The organism is Tychonema sp. LEGE 07196 (assembly GCF_963890365.1).
Classification (GTDB): Bacteria; Cyanobacteriota; Cyanobacteriia; order Cyanobacteriales; family Microcoleaceae; genus Microcoleus.
Genome location: NZ_CAWPRX010000213.1, coordinates 15,805 through 40,095, shown reverse-complemented (window position 1 = coordinate 40,095; position 24,291 = coordinate 15,805). Strand labels below are relative to the sequence as shown.

20 protein-coding genes are annotated in these 24,291 nt (G+C 46.7%); 11 read left to right on the top strand and 9 right to left on the bottom strand.

Annotated elements, in window-relative coordinates; translation table 11 throughout:
- Positions 1-11: 11 nt before the first annotated feature.
- Positions 12-1,157 carry an ADP-ribosylglycohydrolase family protein gene (locus AACV78_RS26875; RefSeq protein WP_194009099.1) on the top strand — a complete coding sequence of 382 codons (1,146 nt, stop codon included), beginning with the start codon at positions 12-14 and terminating at the stop codon, positions 1,155-1,157.
- Between the two features lie 197 nt (positions 1,158-1,354).
- Here the strand turns inward: AACV78_RS26875 and AACV78_RS26870 are convergent, their stop codons facing one another.
- Complete coding sequence (locus tag AACV78_RS26870) at positions 1,355-1,534, bottom strand: hypothetical protein (protein ID WP_194009098.1); 180 nt, start codon at positions 1,532-1,534, stop codon at positions 1,355-1,357.
- Between the two features lie 62 nt (positions 1,535-1,596).
- Here AACV78_RS26870 and AACV78_RS26865 point away from each other — a divergent pair, with 62 nt between their 5' ends.
- The gene (locus tag AACV78_RS26865; protein ID WP_228042016.1) at positions 1,597-4,149 is read left to right on the top strand and encodes an HD family phosphohydrolase; all 2,553 of its coding nucleotides are present in this window, start codon (positions 1,597-1,599) and stop codon (positions 4,147-4,149) included.
- Between the two features lie 54 nt (positions 4,150-4,203).
- On the opposite strand, the gene AACV78_RS26860 is transcribed toward AACV78_RS26865, so the two are convergent.
- Both AACV78_RS26860 and AACV78_RS26855 read right to left on the bottom strand, forming a co-directional pair.
- The gene (locus tag AACV78_RS26860) at positions 4,204-4,605 is read right to left on the bottom strand and encodes a hypothetical protein (protein WP_194009097.1); all 402 of its coding nucleotides are present in this window, start codon (positions 4,603-4,605) and stop codon (positions 4,204-4,206) included.
- Positions 4,606-5,013: 408 nt separating this feature from the next.
- A complete protein-coding gene (locus AACV78_RS26855) occupies positions 5,014-5,880 on the bottom strand; it encodes a carbohydrate ABC transporter permease (RefSeq protein ID WP_228042015.1) in 867 nt (288 codons plus the stop codon).
- Positions 5,881-5,946: 66 nt separating this feature from the next.
- Between AACV78_RS26855 and rpsF the strand changes: the two genes are divergently transcribed.
- A complete protein-coding gene (gene rpsF, locus AACV78_RS26850) occupies positions 5,947-6,282 on the top strand; it encodes a 30S ribosomal protein S6 (protein ID WP_194009095.1) in 336 nt (111 codons plus the stop codon).
- Between the two features lie 224 nt (positions 6,283-6,506).
- Here rpsF and AACV78_RS26845 read toward each other — a convergent pair whose 3' ends face one another.
- Entirely contained in the window at positions 6,507-7,253 is a 747-nt protein-coding gene (locus AACV78_RS26845) for a creatininase family protein (protein ID WP_194009094.1), read from the bottom strand.
- A gap of 262 nt (positions 7,254-7,515) precedes the next feature.
- On the opposite strand from AACV78_RS26845, the gene AACV78_RS26840 reads away from it, so the two are divergent.
- Entirely contained in the window at positions 7,516-7,665 is a 150-nt protein-coding gene (locus AACV78_RS26840) for a hypothetical protein (RefSeq protein WP_194009093.1), read from the top strand.
- A gap of 141 nt (positions 7,666-7,806) precedes the next feature.
- Positions 7,807-8,547, top strand: coding sequence for a winged helix-turn-helix domain-containing protein (locus AACV78_RS26835; RefSeq protein ID WP_194009092.1), 741 nt, complete (start codon positions 7,807-7,809; stop codon positions 8,545-8,547).
- Between the two features lie 750 nt (positions 8,548-9,297).
- Here AACV78_RS26835 and AACV78_RS26830 read toward each other — a convergent pair.
- The 3 genes from AACV78_RS26830 to AACV78_RS26820 all read right to left on the bottom strand — a co-directional run bounded on the left by AACV78_RS26830 (position 9,298) and on the right by AACV78_RS26820 (position 13,213).
- On the bottom strand, positions 9,298-10,053 hold the full coding sequence (locus tag AACV78_RS26830) for a 4'-phosphopantetheinyl transferase family protein (protein WP_194009091.1): 756 nt from the start codon (positions 10,051-10,053) through the stop codon (positions 9,298-9,300).
- A gap of 228 nt (positions 10,054-10,281) precedes the next feature.
- A complete protein-coding gene (locus tag AACV78_RS26825) occupies positions 10,282-11,598 on the bottom strand; it encodes a dihydroorotase (protein ID WP_194009090.1) in 1,317 nt (438 codons plus the stop codon).
- 253 nt (positions 11,599-11,851) lie between these two features.
- Entirely contained in the window at positions 11,852-13,213 is a 1,362-nt protein-coding gene (locus AACV78_RS26820; protein ID WP_194009089.1) for a histidine phosphatase family protein, read from the bottom strand.
- A 193-nt stretch (positions 13,214-13,406) separates the two neighbouring features.
- Here AACV78_RS26820 and AACV78_RS26815 point away from each other — a divergent pair, with 193 nt between their 5' ends.
- The 6 genes from AACV78_RS26815 (at position 13,407) to AACV78_RS26790 (ending at position 21,099) form a co-directional block, all read left to right on the top strand.
- Positions 13,407-14,999, top strand: coding sequence for a CPBP family intramembrane glutamic endopeptidase (locus AACV78_RS26815; protein ID WP_194009088.1), 1,593 nt, complete (start codon positions 13,407-13,409; stop codon positions 14,997-14,999).
- A 186-nt stretch (positions 15,000-15,185) separates the two neighbouring features.
- Positions 15,186-15,398, top strand: coding sequence for a hypothetical protein (locus AACV78_RS26810; RefSeq protein WP_194009087.1), 213 nt, complete (start codon positions 15,186-15,188; stop codon positions 15,396-15,398).
- Between the two features lie 67 nt (positions 15,399-15,465).
- Entirely contained in the window at positions 15,466-15,813 is a 348-nt protein-coding gene (locus tag AACV78_RS26805; RefSeq protein WP_194009086.1) for an NINE protein, read from the top strand.
- Positions 15,814-16,006: 193 nt separating this feature from the next.
- Complete coding sequence (locus AACV78_RS26800) at positions 16,007-16,711, top strand: helix-hairpin-helix domain-containing protein (RefSeq protein ID WP_194009085.1); 705 nt, start codon at positions 16,007-16,009, stop codon at positions 16,709-16,711.
- 685 nt (positions 16,712-17,396) lie between these two features.
- A complete protein-coding gene (gene chlG / locus AACV78_RS26795; protein ID WP_194009083.1) occupies positions 17,397-18,407 on the top strand; it encodes a chlorophyll synthase ChlG in 1,011 nt (336 codons plus the stop codon).
- A gap of 157 nt (positions 18,408-18,564) precedes the next feature.
- A complete protein-coding gene (locus AACV78_RS26790; protein ID WP_194009082.1) occupies positions 18,565-21,099 on the top strand; it encodes a transglycosylase domain-containing protein in 2,535 nt (844 codons plus the stop codon).
- A 126-nt stretch (positions 21,100-21,225) separates the two neighbouring features.
- Here the strand turns inward: AACV78_RS26790 and AACV78_RS26785 are convergent, their stop codons facing one another.
- The gene (locus AACV78_RS26785; protein ID WP_194009081.1) at positions 21,226-22,419 is read right to left on the bottom strand and encodes a tetratricopeptide repeat protein; all 1,194 of its coding nucleotides are present in this window, start codon (positions 22,417-22,419) and stop codon (positions 21,226-21,228) included.
- Entirely contained in the window at positions 22,416-24,278 is a 1,863-nt protein-coding gene (locus AACV78_RS26780; protein WP_194009080.1) for a CHAT domain-containing tetratricopeptide repeat protein, read from the bottom strand. Before AACV78_RS26780 ends, AACV78_RS26785 begins: the two co-directional genes overlap by 4 nt.
- Positions 24,279-24,291 lie beyond the last annotated feature (13 nt).

Here is a 24,291-nt window from a genome sequence, read left to right as displayed (position 1 = left end):
GTTAAATTCAAATGCGCCATTCCCTGTTGAGCAAGTTTCAAGGAACCATACTGGGGGCAGTTTTAGGAGACTCTACAGGCCTGCAATATCAGAGGCAACTGGTGGGTATTTCCCCCCAAACAGAAGGCTGGCAGCCGATTTTACAACTGACGAAACACCAGCAATTGACCCTGAACGGGCAAACATTGTTGAATTCTCCCAACACTAAAATCCTCACTGGTACGCACTCATCCGAATGCGGGAGACTTGCAGTAGCGTGGACTCAAAGTTTAATTCGGTGTATGGGTTTAGATTTAAAAGATTGGGGCGACACTTGGGAAGTATTTGTCAAATCGGAAATCTATCCTCCAGAAAGCACCGAGTTTCAAAGCGTGCTTAACCCTTGCGAAGCTGCTGTTGCTGCGCTGCCGTGCGCGATGTTTTTTCACGAAAATAAAGCTAAGCTGCGAGAAAAAATCATGCTGGCGACAGATGTTTTTCCCAACGAAAATAAGTCAGAATTGCAAACAGCCGTTTTAGCTATCGGATATGCGATCGCCCGATCGCTCAAACAAAGACTCGATCCCTCGACAGCTATCGATCAAACAATTGCCTACCTGAACACAGATAATGCCTTAACAGAGCTACTGCTACAAGTGCAAATACTACTAGAACAGAAAGCCGATTTAGAAACAGCCACCACCCACCTGTGCAAAAGCGTCACAGCTTTGCCAGAAAAACAAGGCGATGGCGACAAAAGAGCGCAAACTAACTCAACTGTCAACCAGGGAAATTTGCTACCCATCGCCCTAGCTTTCTACTGCTTCTTGAACACTGCAGAAGACTTGCGCTTGTCAGTGATGCGGGCCGCCCGCTGCGGGATAGCCGGACAACTCACCTGCGCTTTGACGGGAGCTTTGTCTGGAGCTTACAACGGCGCTGCTGCGATTCCTGTAGAATGGCGACAATTATCTTCGGCTGCGGTGGAATCGCGGCGGCTCGCCGCGGGCGGAGAACCCTCGCTGTGGGGAATCGGCAGCGATGCCAAAATTGTGGAGTTAGCAAATAATTTGTTTGCTGTGTGGGCGGGAGTTTACAACCCTTCAGCAGGCATGAATTCGGAAGCGCTAGCCCGCGCTGTGGCTGCACCTTATGTGATTAGACCTCGCAAAATATAAAGTTTGGAACTTGAAAAAGGGAGGGTAAACTAGAAATTAATAATGAGAAATTAGCAATTAACCAGTCAAAAGCGAAAGCGGAAGGAAAGCGGCAATTAAAAATTTAAAAATAAAATCTGACTATCTTGACTCGCAAAACCCGGTTTCTAGGAAAATGTTGGGTTGTAAAACCAGGAATCTACGGATAAATCGGGTTTTTAGCCCTCGCGCCCGCGAACTGTTCGAGATAGATAAGGGCCCGAAAGAAGCAGCGGAAGCTTGAGGACACTGCTGGCTGGTTGGCTGCTTCTTAGCAAACCGAACTGCTGGCGACATTCAGGCAAATTAGCTGGCGCGGTTAAATATTCAGGTACGGCAATTCGGATACACTCAATCAAGATGCACAGTCAGAATTTCTGACAGAGCTGCTGGATAACAGTGAACATATCTTCGACATATAATGAATACGATCTCCTCATTGATGCGGCAGATTGAGCAGCTAGGGGCTGCGCGCTCACTGCGCCAACAGATTGCTAAAGTGCAAAATGGCAGCAAAGCAGAGCCCGATCGCCCTGGCAAACATCTGTTAAGCCGTTTTTCGCTCGACAAACTGGATCTGCCCGAAACTTTTATTAAATTTAGAAGTAAAACCTCAAAATCAACTATCAAAAATCAAGCTCGTTCCCCGATGTTGGTGATCGTAGCGGTAGTTTCCCTCACCAGCACTTTGGGCCACCGCTTCTACAACCAGCCGAAACTTGATGTGGGGACGAAAGCTCCTCAGACGATTCAGGCTCCTGCTAGTGCTAGTATCCCCGATCGCAAAACTACTGAAGAAGAGCGTTCATCGGCGCGGATCGGGGCTGTAGCGATATTAATGCTCGATCCAGCCGTCGAGCAACAAATCGATCGAGAAATGCAGCTATTTTGGCAACAGGGAAGCGAACTGCGGCGGGAGGTAGGCTCGTTTCCGTTTGCCGCCACTTCGGCGCTCTCAAATTCGACTCAGCTTTACTTGAGGCGCTGTCCTGAGTGGGAGTGGCGATCGATTTTGGCGGGGGCTGGAGACTCTAGCGGCGCAACTTCCGAGAAGTTGAATTTGGATTCCCCCGCCAGTGATGCGCCGACAGATAGCCAGTCTAAGCAGGAGGCTCTGACTCAACTGCAAGCTTACAGTCGATCGGTCTCAGCAGCAGAGTTCAAAAGCCTGACAGACAGTATTTCCTCCGCTCGCATCCACTATGCCAGTGCTGTGGAGGCGCTGGAAAAACCTTCGGTTTCTGGACTCCGACAGATTTACGATACTTCGTTGTTCGATTTGTCGGATGCAGCTTGGCAGAAAACCCAAACGGGTATGAGTCGAGTGGCAAAAATAATGCTGGCTCAAGGTATCCCGCCGGGGTTGCCAAAAGAGATGTTGAAAGAAGCTGTGAAGCTGCAAATAGCAGATGAAGTGCCTTTAGAGTCGCAAGCTTTGGCAGTTGAAGGTTTAAGTGCGATTTTGCAGCCAAATCTGGTAAAAGATCCCGAAGCAACCAAACAGCTAGCTGAATTGGCGGCGCAAAAGGTGAAACCGGTGACGATCGCCGTCAAGCAGGGCGATATTATTGTTACAGAAGGAAAAGAAATATCGCAGCAAGATTTCGTGTTGCTGGACTATTTTGGTTTGAGCCGGCGGGGGGTGAATTGGCTGGGGCTGGCGGGGTTTGTGTGTTTAGTGTCGGGAGCAATTGCGATCGTGCTGCTGGTAGAAAGGCACTACCGCTTGCGCCGGAGAGATCATTTGCTGTTGCTGTTGCTGACTTTGAGCGCGCCCGTGCTGGTGAGTTTGGGGCTGCCTTGGACGAGTTTGCCCGCGATCGGCATTTTAGCCGGTGGCTTCTACGGTTCTGCGGTGGGAGTGACTGTGGTGGGGCTGCTGTCGGCGCTGCTGCCCGTTGGCTTAAATGTGGAGTTGATTCATTTGGTGGCTAGCGCGGCGGGGGGATTGCTGGGCGCTTTTATGGCCGGGCGGCTGCGATCGCGCGAGGAGTTGGCTCTCTTGGGCGTGGCTGTGGGCTTGACTCAGGGCTCGGTTTATCTGGTGGGGACTTTGATTGCCAGTGCGGCTGCCGGTGCGATTTGGTACCTCGTTCTCGGTACGGTGGGCGCCCAAAGTTTGGCCGGTTTGGCTTGGAGCGTTGTGGCGATCGGCATCAGCCCTTATTTAGAACACGTTTTCGACTTGATTACCCCGATCCGGCTGGCGGAACTTGCCAATCCCAACCGCCCGCTGTTAAAGAAGTTGGCTGCCGAGGCTCCGGGGACTTTTCAGCACACGCTGTTTGTGGCTAGTTTGGCGGAGGCTGCGGCTCGGGAACTCGGCTGCAATGTTGAGCTGGTCAGGACTGGAACATTATACCACGATATTGGAAAAATGCACGATCCGCTCGGATTTTGCGAAAATCAAATGGGCGGGGGAAACAAACACGATGAAATTAATGACCCTTGGAAAAGCGCTGAAATTATTAAAAAGCACGTTAGCGAAGGGTTGCTGATGGCGCGCAAGCACCGATTGCCGAAGGCGATTCAGGCGTTTATTCCCGAACACCAAGGTACGATGTTGATTGCTTATTTCTATCACCAAGCGAAGCAAGATGCTGCCCAAAAACCAGAAGATTTAAAGATGGCTTTGGCAGATGCGGATAATTCTAAGTTAGCCATCGCAATTCGGGAAGTGACGGAGAAGGATTTTCGTTACGTAGGCCCGATTCCTCAGTCGCGGGAAACTGGGATTTTGATGCTGGCGGATTCTTGCGAGGCTGCTTTGCGATCGCTCAAGGATGCCACTCACGAGGAAGCTTTGAATATGGTTAATAAGATTTTGCGCGCTCGTTGGCAGGATAATCAGTTGTTGGATTCTGGTTTGACGCGGGAAGATATGTCTTTAATTGCAGAGATTTTTGTGCGGGTTTGGGAACAGTTCAATCACAAGCGGATTGCTTATCCTAGTGCGGTTTTCACTCCGAGGTAAGGGGAAATTTTGAGTCATAAAAAAGTGGATCTAATTTCTGTTAAAAATTAGATTTTATGATGGCGATGTACCGCGCAGGGTACCGTGAACTTGTGGATTGCCGCTGACAATCACCACAGTTTGTTTGATTCCTGCGATTAGCCAATGTCTGTCTGTTTTTTGAATCAAGGAGTGAAAATAGTTTCCTGCTGTATCCAACCGATTCTTTCCCGATTCGCGAGTCGGGTCAAGTCGATAAATTTGATAGACAGACTTGCATTCGGCAGTATTCTTGTTAAGAGTTACCTCGTGATTTGTGCTGACTTGTAGCGTTGGCAAACCCGCAAGACCTTCTACCCGCTGTTTTATGTATTCTTCTGCAGTTACTCGTCTGGGAGGTTCACCCCTGAATTCCGAGTAGTCGATATCTATTTCGTCTGCTAAATGCGACCGCACTTTTTGCCAGTATGAAGGCATCGAACGCATTGGCAAATGCTACGATCGTATCTGCGATCGCAGCGCGGTCAACAATCCAGCGGATTTCGGGCAGTTCGTACATAGCAAATAAATTTTGTCCGTTGTGTTGCAGAAGGAAGAAGTCATTAGTCATTAGTCATTAGTTATTAGTTATTAGTCATTAGTTATTAGTTATTTTAGTCGAAGAGCGAAGCCGAAGGCTAGTCATTAGTCATTAGTCATCAGGAAGAAGGAAGAATTTTAGACTGACGATGCCCAATGCCTCATCCCTCCGCAACGCTAGAGCCCCATGCCCAATACCCCATCCCTCCGCAACGCTAGAGCTCAATCCCTCCGCTTCGCGCTCGCCCAATGCCCAATGCCCATGCCCCATCCCTCCGCTTCGCGCTCGCCCAATGCCCCCTCAATCTATCCTTTGACTCCGGCGGCGGCTTCTGTCGGTACAATGTATTTTTGCAATACTAAAAACAGTCCTAAAACTGGAACAATGGAAATAATTGAACCCGCCGCTACCAAACGCCAATCTAAGGAAAATGTCCCGGCTAAATTAGCAACTCCTAAAGGTAACGTGTAATATTCTGGTCTGTCTAAAACTAGCAGTGGCCACAGAAAATCGCTCCACGAACCGATAAATACAAAAATTCCTAAAGTGACTAAAGCTGGCTTAATTGCCGGAATCATGACGTGCCACCAAATACCTAATTCAGTGCAGCCGTCGATGCGGGCGGCTTCTTCTAATTCTTTGGGAACTGCTAGGAATGCTTGCCGCAATAAAAATATCCCGAAGGCTGAGGCTAGTCCGGGAAATATTACGCCTAAATAGCTGTTTTTTAATCCGAGTTGCACTGTCAATATGTACAGCGGAATCATGACTATTTGGAAGGGTATCATGATGGTGGAAACGATCGTAATTAAGATGGCTTCGCGGCCGCGAAAGTTTAGTCGGGCTAAGGGGTATGCGGCGAGGGCGCAAAACAAAACGTTGATGCTGACTGTGAGGCCGGCAATTAGGGTGCTGTTGAACAGGTAGCGGCCGAAGGGGTTGGTTTGCCACACTTTGATGAAGTTTTCGAGGGTTGGCTGTTGTGGCCACAGTTGCGGGGGATATTGAAAGATGTTTTCGGTTGGGGATTTGAGGGAGGTACTCAGCAGCCACAGCAGGGGGAAGAGCATTAAAAGTGCGATCGCCCCCATGATACTGTACGTCCACAGTGTGCTCCACCGCGATCGACCGTTGTTTCGGAAATTTGATTTTTTAGTTTTGAGATTGTTCATTATTGGGATATGATGATAAGTCCTTGCTTCGTGAGAAGCCTTGTTGTCCATAAGGGGATTATTGCCATGAAACCGTTTATTTACGAAACAATGTACATTCTGCGCCCTGATTTGGGTGAGGAAATGACTGACGCGGCGATCGCGAAATATCAAACTATTTTGCGCGATCAAGGTGCTGAAAATATCGAAACTCAGCACCGGGGCAAGCGCCGCTTGGCTTACGAAATCGGCAAGCACCGCGACGGAGTATACGTTCAAATGAACTATACTGCTCCTGGCGCTGCAATTTTTCCTATGGAACGCGCCATGCGTCTAAGCGAGGAAGTGATTCGCTATTTGACGATCAAGCAAGATGTCCCTGATGCACCGGAAGCTGAAGCCCAAGAGGAAGCTGCGGCGTAGAAATCGGCGGGGGCGGGTGTATGCTCGTTCCCAAGAACCGCTTCTATATAACAACAGGAGACAGCAAGAACAGATTAGGAGGCGGAATCTCTGGATCTTCATTACCAGGCTCTTCCTGGTAACGAGAAGACAGGATTCATCTCAAATTCCCCCGACCTAAGAGGGGTGCGAGGAGGATCTGGCCTCGGATTAAAACGCAATTGATCGAGATTTTCAGGCAATTGTTAATCTGAGTTCAAAAACTCTAAATAGTTATTAGTCAGTTCTTTGACTGCTAACTCGTAAAACTGCTGGCCGTGTTCTGGGGTTGCTAGGGCCGGATTTGAACCCATTCTGCCGTCGGGATATCGCCGTCGGAAGTTAGCAGCACTGTAAATTTTGTACCCGGATGCAGCTTGTTCCGAAAGCGGTGCTTGCTTGATTGCTTCTGGATAAAGGTACTGGGTTAAGGCGATTTCGCTGGGGGTGGCGTGGGAACCTTCTTGGTTTCCGTACAATTCTTTGGCGAGTTTGTAGACTGAACCGCACATGAACCAGTTGCCGATTTGACACTGGATGCGCTCGGCATTTGGTAGATTTAAGTCCGACAAATGCGCGTAAGTCTCGGAAAATGCTGCTTTCATCGTGGCTATGTTGCCGCCGTGACCGTTAATGAAGAAATATTTCTCAAATCCAGCTTTTGCTAAAGATGTGATATGATCTCTGATTACGAGAATCAGGGTCTGGGGTCGGAGGCTGATGCTGCCGGGAAAGCTGGTGTGGTGCAAGGCCATCCCCACATTAATTGTCGGGCCGATTAAGGCATTGGCAGCTTCGCCGACACCAAGGGCGATCGCACCAGCAGCAATGGCGTCAGTTCCGATTAAGCCGGTGGGCCCGTGCTGTTCCGTCGAGCCGATCGGGATAATTATGCCGCGGGAACTTTCTAGATAAGCTTCTACCTCCGGCCAGGTACTCAAATGCAGCAACATTATAGGCAGTTTACAGATTTTTACTTACAAACTCGATCCTAGCCGGCAAGCGCAGAAAAAGAACTTTGGGCAAATTTATCATTGTATTCTTAAACAAAGCTCTACAGTCCGATCGCAACTTTACAGCGATATTACTTAACTGGAATAATTTAACCAATTAATTACCAAAACTTTACCTTTTAATAACCTTTTAAGAGTAGTATAACAAGCATCTCCCTATAGATTGGGTGTTACCCGGTCAATTAACGGCGGGCAATGTTTTATGAAATTAACACCAACCCCTAAAAATGACCGGGCTTCTGATGCCTGGACGCAGGCAAACAGCGCAGCTATCGCAACTGCTCTACGGCTGTACTTTTTGCACGAGCAAGTAGAAATAGTCGAGCGCGTGTCTGTGGGATGGGCTGGCTAGGGATTACAAGCGATCCTCTTCAAGGGCTTCGCTAAGGAACAAATGGCGATCGCGTACAAGCGATCGCAGCGCGAGAGGCCTCAGCTACTGAAGAAGGCACCTCACGCTAGCCACATACAAACATAACTCCCACTGATATTTATGTCTTCTGCTGAATTAAGCGAAAGTCCTTCAAGGTTGGCTGTTGGACAAGCCGGCCGCATCTTGTTATTGGAAGGTGAAGACCTGTTGCGGGAAATGCTAGCTTTAGCCCTTAAAGAACAGGGCTATGAGGTGGTGGTTACTAGCGACGGGCCGGGCGCTCTGCCTTCTGTGCAGGCTTCCTCGTCATACCACGGTGAATTTGCCTTTAACCTGTTAATTATGGATTCAATTAACGGTTTGGATCTGTGTCGAATGTTACGGCACCAAGGCAATCCAGTTCCTATTTTAATTATCGGCGCTAGAGGAAGTGCGAACAATTGCGCTTTTTATCTAGAAGCCGGATCTGATGATTATCTAACCAAGCCTTTTGGAATGCGGGAATTTATCGCTCGCTGTCGGGCGCTGATGCGTCGCCAGCGCCTAGGTCAGTTGTCGCAACCGGTGATGCTGCAATATAAGAGCATAACTTTGTATCCCGAAGAATGCCGCGTATTGGTTCGCGGCATTGAAGTAAAATTTTCTCCTAAACAGTTTCGCTTACTGGAACTATTTATGAGTAATCCCCGGCGAGTTTGGTCTCGCGATCGGTTGTTGGAAAAAATTTGGGGTCAAGATTTTATCGGAGACAGCAAAACAGTTGACGTTCACATCCGCTGGCTGCGCGAAAAGTTGGAAATCGATCCCAGTCAACCGGAATATATCATTACGGTACGGGGATTTGGCTATCGATTCGGTTGAATTTTTACATCATTTGTAGGGTGCAAAGTTGCCGTTAAATATGACCTAGGGACACAACATTATTGTGTCCTTATTTTACCTGTACAGTACGCAAGTTTGGCGTGCGATCGACTTTCCCGCGATCGGGCCGAACCCGGAAGGAAAAAAACAAACATTTTTCGCCCCAAGATTCAAGAACAATTACCATCAATTTAGTTTCTAGCCTGCGGATGCTAAGTCGTCAACCTTTCCTTAAGCTGTGACTGTCAAGCGTCGAGAATTCCTACTTTTCTCAAGTGCAACAGCAGGTAGTTTTGCAATCAATTATTGCGAACAAAAATTTGTCATATCGTTTCCGGTTGTATCAGAATGATTTAACCGGCGGTAGGGCGCAGAGAACACAGAGGAAGACAAGAGAGATGTGAATACAGGACAATCTTTACGATTCGGCGGTGGAAACCGCCATAAAGTCAAACAAAGTCGGCCTGCACCGACTGGTTCATAAAGAATCTCCAAAACCCTGATTGGCTATTAGAGAGCATATTCCATGTAGATGTAGGGAGCGAGAAACCGGGTGTCACAGAACAGAATCTGTTGAGATGCGAAAACTCTAAATAAACCCGGTTAGGAGTGCGTACTTCATCAACCTGAAATACGCTGTATTTTATATTTTGTATGGGTCACAATATAGGCTAGAATTGCATTTTTTATTGAAGTTCTATCTGTTGAGTCGAAGCCCAAATTGTCTCGGACAATGATACGAACCATAACTCAACACTCTGCCGTCCACTGCCAACAATCAAGTTTGTGGCAATCCCCTGCAACTGCAACAGCCGCAACCATATCTGAACTAGAAATTAATTCAATTAAAGACCATTTGGATGCTTCATCGGGACTTTCTTTAACATTTAACAGCGCTGGTGGTTCTCCTGGTGCGAGGGTGACATCAAACTCATTTAAAGGAAGAGAAAGTCCTTTGCCTACTGCCTTGATATAAGCTTCTTTGCGAGTCCAACAGGTGAAAAAAGCTTTCGTCTGGAGATGTTCTGGCAGCGAACAAAGTGCTAATTGTTCTAAGGGTGAAAAAAATCTTTCAGCAATTTCTAAACAAGAAGTTTTGGGCTTTATCGCTTCAATATCGACACCAATTTCTCGATTATTGGTTATAGCAATTAGAGCTATTCCCCTAGTGTGAGACAAATTAAAACGCAGGGTGTTTCCACCTTGGGCGACGGTGAGAGATGGTTTGCCGTAGGGATTGTATTCAAAGCGTAGAAGGGAGGGATTTATGTGCAGGTAGCGACTCAAAATCGCTCTCAGCGCACCGCGACTTACAATAAATTGATCTCGATCTTTGGGAAAGTGAAAACGCTCTGCTTTTGTCTGTTCGTCGGTTGAAAGAGTTTGTTGTAAATTCTGCAAACAAGTTTCTGTTTGAGCTAGAGAGACGCGCCAAACATGAATTTCGTTGATGTGTAATGTCAAGTCTAGTGGTGGGGAATTCCACAAAGGAACGACAGCAACCATATATTTACCATGCCTTATCCAAAGCTTCCAGTTACCAAATTATATCGTTTCCGGTTGTATCGGAATGATTTAACCTGACTAGAACACAGAGAACACAGAGAGATCCCAGAGAAATGAATACAGGACGATGAAGAGAGGAATTGATATTACCGCTGCTATTCTCCATCTTCTTTCTCTTCCTTAGCGCCCTTTGCGCCTTCGCGGTTCGTTAAATCCTAATTCCAACGGTCAATCAATCCAAGTTTTCACAACTTTTCCCGCTAATTGTTGTCCCAACCAAGGCGTATTTGCCGATCGCGACTTCAGACTGTGCGCCTCAACCGTCCAAGTCATTAACGGGTCAAACAAAATTAGCTCAGCAGAGACTCCCGGTGCAGCCTTGGGGGGCGTTTGTCCGAGACAAACGGCGGGGCCGGAGCTCAACACTCGCCACAGTTCTAAAGCCGAAATTTTGCCAGTTTCTACCAGTCCGTGCCAGAGCAAAGGCAAGGCTAATTCTAAGCCGATCGCCCCAGGCGGACTATCAGCAAAAGCCACAGTTTTCTCCTCGTAAGTATGCGCGCTGTGGTCGATCGCGATCGCATCAATCACCCCATCTTTCACAGCTTGAATCAGCGCCAATTGGTCGTCCAGATTGCCCAGCGGCGGTTCCAGATGTAAATTCGGATCGTAAGCAAACGAAGCAGTCAGAGCATTTTTACCGCCTCCAGAACCTTTAGCGCTGCCTGAAATTGCCCCAACATTCAACAGCAAGTGCATCCAAGTCACACTCGCAGTCACCGGCAAACCCCGCGCCTTAGCATCCCGAATCAATTCCACGCTGCGCGCCGTAGAAACGCGCATGATGTGTACCTTCGTGTCCGCCGATGCCACCAACTCTAGGATGGCCGCCAAAGCCGATGTTTCCGCAGTCGCAGGAATTCCCGGCAAACCCAAACGCACCGACACCGCACCCTCCCGCACAGCGCCATTTCCGGCCAAAGTTCGATCGCACGGCCACAAAGCCACCGACTTGTCCAAAGGCTGAATATATTCAAGCAAACGCCTCACCAGAGCCGGATTGCTAAGCGGCAAACCGTCAGCAAACCCCACCACCGCAGAGGAGGCCAGCTCGCCCAACTCAGCCATCTGCTGCCCTTTAACGCCCGCTGTCAGCGCGCCCCAAAAATACAAGCGGGGCAGCCCCGGCGACAAATTGCGGATATGTTGCTGCAACAAAGCTAAACCGGCCAAGTTGTCGGCAGGCGGCGATGTATCCGGCAAAATCGCCACCCGCGTAAAACCGCCAGCAGCCGCCGCCTGCATCAAGGATTCCAGGGTTTCCCGTTCCTCAAAACCCGGTTCACCGCTGTGACTGTAGATATCTGTTAATCCCGGCCCTAAAATCAGTCCCCGAGAATCTCGTACTTCCGTGTCGGCGGGAATCTCGGTCATGTTTTCTTCGATTGCTGCGATTTGACCTTCTGTAATTAGAATATCAGCAGTGCGATCGCTCCCTAAAACTGGATCTAGGATTCGTACATTTTGTAGCAGTTCGCGACTCATATAGCAGAAGGAAGTTCGGGATCGAGCAATGTACGGGATTTAACGGATGTAACGGAGGTCGGGAAGAGGGAAGTACGAACCGCGAAGACGCGAAGTACACGAAGGAAGAGGTAAGAAGGAATAAGTAATAAAAGCAAGGGTTTCAATAATTCAGAATGCTTGGTGGTTGTTATTAAGGTTCGGACATTTGTTAGGCGGGGGAATTGTAGCAGAGGGGATTTTCTCTGCTACACTTTGCCGATCGCCTTACAAATTAAAGTGCTCCGGCGGCTGTTTTGTCAAAAATGCCGCCGCTTAAATGAGTTGTAATGTTCATCGCCTGCAATACCGGCAAACCGTCGGGGCCGTGGGGATAATCGATGACGCTAACGGCCCCATTTCCTTGTTTGAATTGCCAAAAATGTTCGGGTTGCAAATTGAACAGGTGGCACAGAAGGGCTTTGTTGACGGCATCGTGAGCAACTACAATTCCTGTACCAGAAACCGATCGTACAATTTCTTGCCAAGCTGCGATCGCCCTTGTCCAAACTTCCTCCAAATTTTCGCCTTCGGGCATTTGTACGTTTTCTGGAGATGTTTTCCATTCATCCAGCAAACCCGGATAGGATTGTTCTATTTCTGATTCAAACTTTCCTTCCCAAAGTCCGTGACTAATTTCTCTCAATTCGTCGCGAAGTTGTAGTTGCAAACCCTCGTGATGTTTGAGAATAATTTCCGCAGTTTCTTTCGGGCGCAGCATGGAACTGCTAATCGCAAAATCTAATTTTACATCTTTGAGAAATTCTGCGGCTTGCCGAGCTTGTTCGCGACCGTTATCGTTGAGAGGTACGTCTATTTGTCCTTGAAATTTACCTGCTTTATTCCAATCTGTTTCGCCGTGACGCACCAGCAACAAGCGCGGGCCGCTGTGTCCGTCCCTCGGTTTCGGAAATTTTTCTCCGGTATGGGCGGTTAAATTCAGCGATTCTAATTGAACGGCAATTTTCTTATTTTGCTCTGTTTTTTTATCGCCACCTACAGGAGAAGGCCCAAAATTGATGACGCTAATTCCGCAATTTGACTGCTGAATAGATTGATAGTAATTCGGAGAAATTTCGGAGGCTGTAGCGATGAGCGCGCGGTTGATTCCGTTGTGACCTACTACTAGAATTGTGCCTTCCCGGTGGCGAGAAAAAAGCTCTTTCCAAAAATTGCGGGCGTTAGCAAATATTGCCAATACTGGAAAGTGTTCGACTTCTCCTTCGGCTGAAGGTAGTTTCATGGAAAATTTGTCAGGCTGTTTTTGCCATTGCTGATATGCGTCGGGGAATTGGTCGATCGCATCTTGGCGCAGCATTCCTTCCCACAGAGGTAAATCGATTTCCATCAATTTATCGGTTGGTTGCAGTTGTGGCGGATTTGTCAAGCGCGACAGGATGATTTCGGCTGTTTCTTGGGCTCGCTTCAGGGGACTTGTATACGCAGCATCGAAGGCGATGGTGCTGAGTATGTCGCCTACTTGAATCGCGCCGCTGCGCCCTGCTTCTGTCAAAACTGATTTGTCGAGGCGGCCTTGGATGCGGCGCTCTAGATTGTAGGTGCTTTTGCCGTGACGGACTAAGATAATGCGAGTCATTCGATTTTAGATTTTAGATTTTAGATTTTAGATTTTAGAGGGGAGCCGGCGGTTGAATTTCGGGGCTTGAGGGAATGAAAAAAATAAGCCACTAGAAATTTTACCAGTTCCGGGGACACGATCGGCTGCAACCGCCTATGATTAAAGACGGACAAGACTTAGCCACGGATTTGCGCGGGACGGAAAAGCAGGAATGACACTGAAGCGGATAATTTTAAGTATTTTAACGGCGATCGCGATCGCCCTAGTCGGTTTATCTTTAGTTGGTAGTTGGAACCAGCCGCAAATTCAAAGCCGGCTGGAACTCTACCAGACAAATTTGCTGCTTCACGCCTCGGAGTGGCAACCACAAAACGATGGCGATGCTAATTTAACTTCGGCACGCAACAATATTGTCGGTACAGAGCCTTTAAATACTGCTTTGACGCAGTATCAAGAAGCACGAGATACCACACGAAAAGCTATCACAACAACTCGATCGCAAATTAAAGATATTCAGTCTGCTATCGCAGCTAAACCTGATAATAATACTCAGAATTTGGCTCAAAAACAGGTTTTGTCAGAGTCGATAAAGCAACAGTTAGCGCTGCAAAACGAAATTGACTTGCGCGTCGGGATTTTGCAGGCAAGCAATGACAAAACTGAGGCAGCAATCCAAACTTGGAAAAATTTATTGGAGCGGTACAAAACTGAAAGTGATGGCGATTCTTCGGTGGCAACTGCTAGAGTTTTAACTGGAATTTGGAGCGATCCGCCTCAACTGCTGCCGGATGCGGAGCAGCGCATTCAAAAGTCTTTGGATGGTTGGTTTCGCTATCGCGCTCTCGCTCAACTTTACAAGCTGCAAGAACGTTCTAAGGAACTAGCAGCCCTGCAAGCTACAGAGCAAGCAACGGCTGAAAAAGCTATAGAAAAATTAGCACTTATTGTAGGCATTCCGGCGATCGCGCTTTGCATCGGTACGGTTTTGCTGGTTGGTTTGACTGTACAGTGGCTGTTGCAGCGGCGGCAGTTAGATAAGGCAGATTCCGGGCCGCTGTTGGCGCGAAATGGGAGTTTGGCTTGGGATGTGCCTTGGGATGGCGAGATTGTTTGGCAGGTGCTTGTGGTCGGCTTTTTCTTTGTCGGGCAAATCTTGATTCCCTATTTGTTGCTGCCAGTTTCTCTGGCTGTTCTCAAGCTAAATCCTGCTAGTTTTGACCCGCGCGAAAAGGCTTTTTATATCTTTGCTACTTATTTGTTGCTGTCGGCTGGCGGGCTTTCGGTACTGTATTTTTCAATTAAGTCTTTTTTGCCTTTGCCTGATGGTTGGTTTCGGCTTAATTGGCGGGAAAATTGGTTTTTGTGGGGCTTCGGCGGCTATTTTGTGGCCTTGCCTTTGGTAGTTGTGGTGTCCCTGATCAATCAGCAATTATGGCAGGGACAAGGTGGCAGCAATCCGATTTTGCCGATCGTCCTTGAAGGTAGGGACAACGTGGCTCTGGCGGTGTTTTTCGGCACTGCTGCGATCGCCGCTCCGGTTTTTGAGGAAATCGTGTTTCGGGGCTTTCTGCTGCCTTCTCTGACTCGCTATTTGCCTGTTTGGGGGGCGATCGCAGCCTCGGCTTTCTTGTTTGCTGTGGCTCACTTGAGTGTCTCCGAGATTCTGCCTTTGGCGACTTTGGGTGCGGTGTTGGGCTTTGTGTACACGCGATCGCGCAATCTCCTCGCTCCCATGCTTCTCCACAGTCTTTGGAACAGCGGAACTCTCCTGAGCCTGTTTCTTTTGGGCGGCGGCGCGAGTTAAGTCGCGCGGTTGTTAATAATTGTGAATTCACCTTGCTTTTTTCGCAGGTTTGATAAACTGCCAAAAAAGCAGGTGCGCCACCCGCCCGCGATCTTCAATCTAGTCCCAAATTGGGAAGCTAAACGGAAAAACTTGTTTTAACATAGAAGTAACATCTTGTCCGGTTTTTGTAGATGGGTCGCACGAATGAGCAATTTCAACAGCCGCAAGTTAGAGGGAGCACCGAATTGGATGCGTTTCGCACCCTACGCAGCTCTAGGCATTTTAATATTTTCTCTCAATTCAGGCAGCGAACTAAATTATTTCATGAGAGGCTACTTGGTCATTCTACAAGCTCAAGCCGGTATAGTTCTGCTGTATTTTGCCATGTCTAAATTTCGCAAAAACCCTAATAAATGAGTAAAAATTAGTAATACTGCTTAGCTCGATCGCACAAGTTAAAGTACAAAAACTGGGGAAAGGGAAAATGGTAAAAGATAAAACCGTAGCAGTTGTGTTAGCTTTTTTTATTGGAGGTTTCGGAGGACACAAATTTTATTTGGGAAATAACGTAGCAGGGCTATTATATTTGCTTTTTTCCTGGACGTTAATTCCCTCACTGATCGCATTTTTTGATTTTCTCGGCTTGCTGCTGATGTCGGAACAAGCTTTTCAGGTACAGTACAATCACGGATCATTGCCTTCTGGATATATGCTCAGAGGGGCAAAAGATGTGACAGGGGCGATCGCCGAATTGAAAGGACTTTACGATATGGGCGCAATTACCGCCGAAGAATATGAAGAAAAACGCCAAAAACTGCTCCGAGAATTGTAATTAAGAAGGAAGAAGGAAGAAGGAAGTTCGGCAACGGATTCGCTCCACGGATGTAACGGATGTAACGGATGTCAGTCCGATGGAAGTCGGAAGAAGGAAGAGGGAAGAAGGAAGAGGGAAGAGGGAAGCCCACTTTTTTTAAAGTGGGATTGAAATAAGTGTGAGATCACAGCTATTTAAGGATAAAACTAAAGTGTCTCAAGATTTATACTGGCTGCGTCAAACTCCCAACTGGGTGTGGTATTCTTTTATTCCCTACTTCGGCGGATTGGCGATCGCCTATGCAGGCCAAAAAACAAATATTCGCAGTTGGATGGGGTGGGGTGTTGGCATTACTTTAGCAGCACTAGCGCTATCTTCATCAACTAATTTGGGAACTCTGGTTTGGATAGCTCAAATTGTCACTGCTTTTGCCTTGAAAAAGCGCTATCTCATCAAAACCGCACCCAAAGGCTTACTCGTTCCGGCAACTGCGACAAATGCCCAAGAACTGGCAAAAGAGCGCGGCAAAATAGATATTAATGAGTGCACCAAAGACGATTTGGTCAGAATATTGGGTTTGCCGATCGTCTACGCTAACGATATTGAATCTTTGCAAAACGAAGGTTACATTTTTACCCACGCCGAAGAGTTATCAGAAATCGCCGGAGTTCCCGAAAGTCACGTCAGACGCATCGCTCCGATGATTTGCTTCAGCTACAATTATCAAAAAGAATCACAATTTAGTTGGAAACGGTTAAATATTCTGTCGCCGGAAGAGTTAATTCAGAGCGGTTTAGATCGGGTTGTGGCTGAAACAATAGTTAGAGAAAGGCAGATCAAAGGTGCATACAAATCAGTTATTGATGTCAAGCGGCGCACGGGACTGCCTTTTGATTCCTACCGCCATATTTGTTAAGTTGCAGTTGTTAAACTGTCGCGGCATTTAAATTTTATGTTCGGGGCGGGCGGACTCCCAGCCCAGCCCACTCATTGGGGGAATTGTTTTGTGACATATAGAACCCATTTGACATCTATTCTGCGTAAATCTCAGAAACCGGGTTTCTGTCTATATTTCTCGTCACCCAACCAAAAACTCCAAGAAACCCGGTTTCTCGCCCGCGTAAATCTCAGAAACCAGTTTCTGTCTATATTTCTCGTCACCCAACCTAAAAACTCAAAGATGTCAAATGGGTTCTATAATTTATAGACCGCAACAGCTTAGTGCAAACAGCTTAGTTGGGTAAGTCATGTAGAAGACATATTGAGTTTCTGCCACCGGTTTTGGCTCGATCGGATGATTCAAGGTTAGCAGGACAAAAAGCTCGATCGCATCCTGGTAACTGACATAGAATCTACCTGCTGGCAAAAATCTCCCCAGCAGGCGAACCCAACGAAAAATTCAAAAAAACTTTTAAAAATCTTGACATTTGCACAAAATAATGATATCAAACAATATTGGTAAAAATGGTAATTTTCCCTAGCATCAACTCCAATCCAGGGTAAGTTTTCCAGACATTGCCTTAAATATCAGTTGTATACTGTCAGAATTATTATTCAAACGCACAACGACACAACAGTAGCAGTACCGCTAACATCAAATTATGTCTGACTCTCCTCCATCTCAAATCTCTCCAGAAGCTGCACCGGAAAGTGCTGCTACCGCAGATCGCAGTGCCAAAACTCGGCAACTGTTGGGCATGAAAGGCGCTTCTAGCGGGGAAACTTCGATCTGGAAGATTCGCTTGCAACTGATGAAACCGATTACCTGGATTCCCTTAATTTGGGGCGTGGTGTGCGGGGCTGCGTCTTCTGGAAACTATGTTTGGAATTTAGAGAATTTTGCGATCGCGGCAGCTTGTATGTTGATGTCAGGGCCTTTGCTTACTGGCTACACTCAAACTTTGAACGATTTTTACGATCGCGACATCGACGCTATTAACGAACCCTACCGCCCGATTCCCTCCGGTATCATCTCGATTCCCCAAGTAGTAACGCAAATTTTGGTATTATTAGCCGCAGGCATTGGGGTGGCTTATGCTCTAGACTTGTGGGCGGGTCACGAATTCCCAATCATGACTGTCTTGACTCTCGGCGGCGCGTTTCTAGCTTACATCTACTCTGCGCCACCGCTGAAACTCAAGCAGAATGGCTGGTTGGGAAATTATGCCCTGGGTGCTAGCTACATTGCTCTGCCTTGGTGGGCCGGTCACGCTTTGTTCGGCAAACTTGATGCTACCATTATGATTTTGACCCTGTTTTACAGTTTGGCTGGGCTGGGAATTGCGATCGTTAACGATTTTAAAAGTGTCGAGGGCGATCGGCAATTAGGGTTACAATCTTTGCCAGTGATGTTTGGTATCAGCACTGCAGCTTGGATTTGCGTGTTGATGATCGACATCTTTCAAGCTGGGATTGCAGGCTACCTGATCAGCATCCACCAAAACCTTTACGCTGTCATTCTGCTACTGCTGATAATTCCCCAAATTACTTTTCAGGATATGTACTTTTTACGCAATCCCCTGGAAAATGATGTTAAATATCAGGCTAGCGCTCAGCCTTTCCTGGTTTTGGGTATGCTGGTAGCAGCCTTGGCACTTGGTCATACCAGTTAAGAAGAATTAAGAGTGGGGAATTTTGAGTTAAATAGTTTTTAATTCAAAATAATTAACTCAAGACTGTTCGCAGTGTTGTTGAATAAAAAATGTCAAGTTAAAAATTAAAAATTGAAGGAGGCTAGCCTTTTTGATTTTTAATTTTTAATTGAAGTTGATGAGGTTTGAAGGTCTGAACGTGGCAGAATTTTTCTCAAATATCAAGGATAAATTGAGCAAAGTCACTAAGGCAGCAAGGGGTAATTCCGATCGAGAATCGCCAAATGCTGCCAATAGCACGGGGCTAAACTCGTCACCGTCCCTGCCTGAATTGTATCCACAGGCAATGGATGAGCGATCGGAGTATGTGGTATCAGAAGATGCTGAACCTCCAGAAGAGTCAGAATTAGCATCAGAATATTCCTACCCAAAAGACGGTGAATATCCAAGAGTCCAGCGCCATTGGCAAGGGTTGAAGCGCTTAATCGTTTGGTTGGAAATTGAACCTCAAGTTACTATGCTGCAAGCAAAGGGAAGAGAATTGTTGCAGCCGGTATTCGGTAGGCGCAGAACGAGATCGTCAAAAAAAATCAAGAGGTTCGATAGCAGCAAACTACCGGAAAATAGCGGCTTGCAAAACACCCAACTGCAAGTAGTAAATACTGAGCTACCGGAAAATATCGCGCTGCCGAGAAATAGCAAACTACAGGAAAAGTTAAAAAAGCTACGGTCCCGACGCCCGCGATTTTGGATAGTCATAGGTGTTGTTAGTGTGGGCGGTGGCGCTTTAATATACGGTTTATGGATTTTGCACACCTTAAATAAAGGTTTGCCGGATGTTAACGATTTGTCAGCGTTTAGCCGCGATGGAACGCTGACAATTAAGGCTGCAGATAATACGATTTTATTGCAGTCGGGGCCAGCAACTAGAGATAAGCTAAAACTTAATGAAATTCCCGATTTGTTGAAGAAAGCTTTTATTTCTATCGAAGACCGCCGTTTTTACGAACATGGCGGGGTGGATTATCAAGGTATTGTGCGATCGATAGCTTCTAATTTGGTAGCGAGAGATTTGGTACAGGGCGGCAGTACAATTACCCAACAATTGGCTCGCGTGGTTTTTCTCAATCAAGAAAGAAGTCTTAAGCGAAAAGTTCGGGAGGCTCTTTTAGCTCAGAAAATAGAGCGGGAGTTGACTAAAGACCAAATTTTAGAAAGATATTTAAATTTGGTTTATTTGGGTTCGGATTCCTACGGAGTCGCAGATGCGGCTTGGGTTTTTTTTAGCAAAACTGTCGATCAATTAACATTGGCAGAGATGGCAACTTTGGCGGGTTTGCCGCCTGCACCGAGCGAATATTCACCTTTGGTTAATCCGAATATTGCTAAGGAACGCCGCAATATTGTGCTCAAACAAATGCAAGACGCAAAGGTAATTACAGAAGCGCAGGCGAAGGAGGCGATGGCAGAACCTATGACTGTCAAACAAAGTCCGCCGAAGCGATTTAAAGTAGTCGCGCCTTATTTTGCTAGTTACATTCGCAAGGAATTGCCGCGCTATATTTCTAAGGATGCTTTGGAAGCTGGCGGTTTGACTGTCGAGACGACGGTGGATTTGAAGTGGCAGAAAATAGCGGAACAGGTGGTTAAAGATGCGATCGAGGTTGATGGCCGCCGTCAAGGTTTTGAACAGGCTGCTTTAGTTTCTATGGACACTAAAACTGGGGAAGTTAAGGCGCTCGTCGGCGGGGGAAATTTTAAGGAAAGCCAATTTAATCGTGCTACCCAGGCTTTGCGACAACCCGGATCGACTTTTAAGGGGTTGGTTTATGCCGCGGGAATAGCAGCCGGTTTTTCGCCTTACGACAGCTATCAAGATGAGCCAATTATTTTCGACGGCTATCAACCGAACAATTACGGCAAAAAGTTTAGTGGCTGGCGATCGATGTCTGATGCTTTGAGGGCTTCGGTGAATGTGGTGGCGGTGAAGGTGTTGGTTGATGTCGGCTTTGAGCCTGCGATCAAATTAGCCCACGATATGGGAATCAAGTCTAAATTAAGTCCGATTTATTCCCTGGCTTTGGGCTCGTCTGAGGTGAATTTGCTGGAGTTAACTAATGCTTACGGTACTTTAGCATCCCAAGGTAATTTTATTGAAGCGCACGGAATTACTAAGGTGATAAATCAGCGGGGAGATGTGATTTATAAGGCTAATTTTAAACCAAAGCGAGTTTTGGATAAGGATAGTGCTGCGATTACTACTTGGATGTTGGAGGGTGTGGTAACTGGAGGTACGGGCGGGCCTGCTGCTTTAAACGATCGCGCTGTTGCAGGCAAAACTGGTACTTCAGAAAACGTGCGGGATTTGTGGTTTATCGGTTATATTCCGCAGGTGGTGACTGGCGTTTGGCTGGGGAATGATGACAACTATCCGACGTGGGGAACTAGCGGTACTGCCGCCTACAATTGGCGCGATTTTATGAGTCAAGCTGTCAAGGGAATGCCGGTGGAAGAGTTTCCGAAGTTGCCGAAGTTGGAGGGCCGCAAAGGCAGTATTAAGGCAAAACCGGTGCAGCCTAATAGGATTATTCATGGGATGATTGTCAATGATGATGGGGCGATCGTACCTTACAATCCCAATCCCGAACCCCCCCGCCGCGAGTGGCAAGAACCGGCTTATCAAGAACCGGCTTATCAAGAACCGGGATATTAAGTGATTGGTGGGTGGGGCGGGTGTATTAAGATTGTTGGTGGGTGACAAAATCCCTTACGAACCCGCCCCTAAAAAGTCTGGTGATTGCGACATTAATTTACCCACAATTAACTTCACAACACATTACTATTGCCGATCTTTCCTCCTTTGGGCATCTTGTAATTGCTTGCCTATTTTTTCCACCATTGATAAATCTCCCAAACTTTGATATCCCTCTTGTGACAACTTCAAATACTGTATCGCTTCGGGATAGTTCCGCATAGATAAATAAACTTGTGCTAAACCGTAACGAGCCTCGGTTAGCTCCTCAGTCTCATCGGGTTTAGCTGTCTCGATCGCCTTTTTATAATATATTTCAGCCTGCGGCATCAATTGCGATCGCTCCCGATACAGTTCCCCCAACTTGCGGTAAATTGGCGCTGTTTCTACTCCGGCTTTTGGTAAAGTTTCTAAGGTTTCTATTGCTTCGGCATTCAAGTTTGTGCTAAGATATATCTGTGCTGTTGCTAATTTTTTAGCCACTGGATTCGATAGTTGTTTGTCGATCGCCCCCACAGCCTCCTTCACCCCCTCAACTGCTTTCTCATCCAACAAATCAAACTCTGTATCTTCCTCTAACAGCGGACTTTCCGAAGAAACCCCCGTATTCGTTTCCACAATCAACCTGTACTTAACACCCGGTTTCAGCGCCGGTTCCCCCGGATACACAGCCTCAGTACCGCTAACCGTCATTTCCCAATTTAACTTCGCATTATTTTCGAGGAGGCTCAACTTATAGCTAGTCGCACCCGCAACCGGATTCCAACGCAAAGTCGGTTTGCTGTCGAGCAATTGCGTCCGCCTCGGACTGATTGTATAAGGAATTGGCGCATTATTCCAAGCAATTCTATCATCACCGCGATCGGGACATTTAATTAAATTTTTATTGCAGTCAGACTCCGACTTGTTGCTAGCCAATAAACAGCTATTTAATTGATTTTCGCCTGCTTTAATTGACTGAATTCCTAAATCCGCACATTGGATAGTAATTTGTCCGTTTTGTAAAGTTTGCAGTTTGTCGCCCGGATAAATTGGCGTACCGATTGTCGGGCGAATATTTCTGCCATCTTGACGCTGTAGCTGCACTTCGCCGCTAATATTCAGGATTTGTCCGTTGGGTATTCTTTGCGTTGCTGCGATTGCTGGGGAAATTATCGGATTGTTGGCCAATATTTCGCGGAAACCGGGGCCATTTTCCCAGGAATCAGGCAGAATTTCGATCGCAATCAATGTAAATGCGATCGCGCTTGCGCTTATACAAAATGCCGTCTGTTTTTTCATTTGCTCTTTCCTATGATTTGTAAACGCTCCTTTGCCATTTCGAGACATTCATCTTGTTCTGGGATGCTAGAATTCGCATGATTAAGGGTTTCTTGCCAATATTTTAGTGAGTCTTGTACTTTACCTTTAGTTTCGAGGACTTGCGCTAAAAAACATTGAGCTTCGGGACTATTACTGTTAAGAGATATGGCTGTTCTTAAATCTGCTTCCGCTGAATTGTATCGTTTTTGAGTGAATCGCAACCAGCCACGATTTTTGAAACAAGCTGATTTGACTCCATCGTATTTAGTAGTTTTTAAGCAAAGTCCGATCGCATTTAAAACATCTTCAGGTTTATTTTCCAGCAAGAAGGATTTGGATATTTGAGCGTGAGCTTCTGGAAGTCCCCGCCAGACTGCACTTTGCATTGCTTCTCGCTGGCATTTGCGATCGCTTAATTGTTTACAAAGTTCGGATAAGTTATAGTAAGGCTCACCGTTAATAGGATTGATTAATGCAGCTAGATTGTAGGAAATTTTAGCGGCTAAAAATTGATTTTTCCGGTGGTTTTCCCGCCCAAATGCGTTGATTGCATCTGCCAGATTGGGGCCCGTGAGTGGATAGCCGATCGCCAAAACAGCTAAACTGATGCTGGTACGCTGCATAAATTTAGTTGAAATTGTAAATTGGGGGCGGTTTGGGCGAGGTGCCGCACCATCTGCTGATGAAATCACAGGTTTAGTTGCGCCGCATCCCGGTAACGTTAATTCCTCAAAGTTTGGATGCTGACACAGCACCGGAATCCCGCTAGCGCCCGGAAATCGAGATTCCCAGCGCTGCAAATCATCCTTAGCTTTTCGCATTGCCAAAAATAAGAGATCTCCCTCCGCCAAATATCTAAGCAAAGACTTCACAAAATCGTGAGCAATTTGGTCTGGAATTGGCGCGCGCATCACAATTATTGACGGCAAATGATGATTCTGAGCCACCAAATCTGCTGCTAATCCAAAACTCGAACAGGAATTAAAAATTAGCAATTGCAAGCCTTTAAAACTCGCTTGCTGTACGCCTAATTTTAAATCATTTACTGTGACAGTATTGTTGGTAGGATTTTGATTGATGTGCAGCCTTCCGTTTGTAGCATTGTCATCGCTGTTGCTGTGTCCGGCAAAAAAGAAAATTTGCCAGCCTTTTTCATCAAAAAGGCGATCGTTAAACTCTTCCGGTGTCGGGTTGTCTAAAAATTCTAATTGGCAGCTATCGCCCAAACTTTTTTCGATAATTCTGCGATCTTTTGTAACATTTATTCCCTTACTGTTACCTAAAACACATAAAATTCTTCCTCTAGAAGGTAGATATATTCCTACTTGTGTTTCTTGCCGGTGCAGTATTGTATACTCGGACGAACTGCGGATGATTTCACTCTGGCGGTATTCTTCCCGAAAATTCCACGCATCCCAAGGCAACTCAGAAATCTGAGAATCATCGCACTCTAGAAATATTTGAACGGCAGCTTCCGAGGGATTGCCGATTCGTGTCCTCAGCTTGACCTCAATTTTGCTGTAAAACTCGTCTGTTTTCAGCCACGATTGTATCTCTTTTTTTAAACCTTCATATATAGCGCCCGGATTGGTTTCAGAAATGTGAGTCGTGCTGGCATAATTGACTTTTATTCGAGCATCGCTTCTGGTAAATTGGAGTCCTGTACAAGCAGCTTTCCATCTTCTGTGCAGCACCTCAATATCTGGTGCTGGCGGCAAGCTTCCTTTGAATTGTTGAATACTGATAGATCGGGCTTGGTTTTGCAACTGTGCAGTGATGTGAGGAAATCCTTCAAGAAGATTTCCCGACCCTAAAGCCAATATGACAGTCCAAGTCATAAATTTGCTGTGG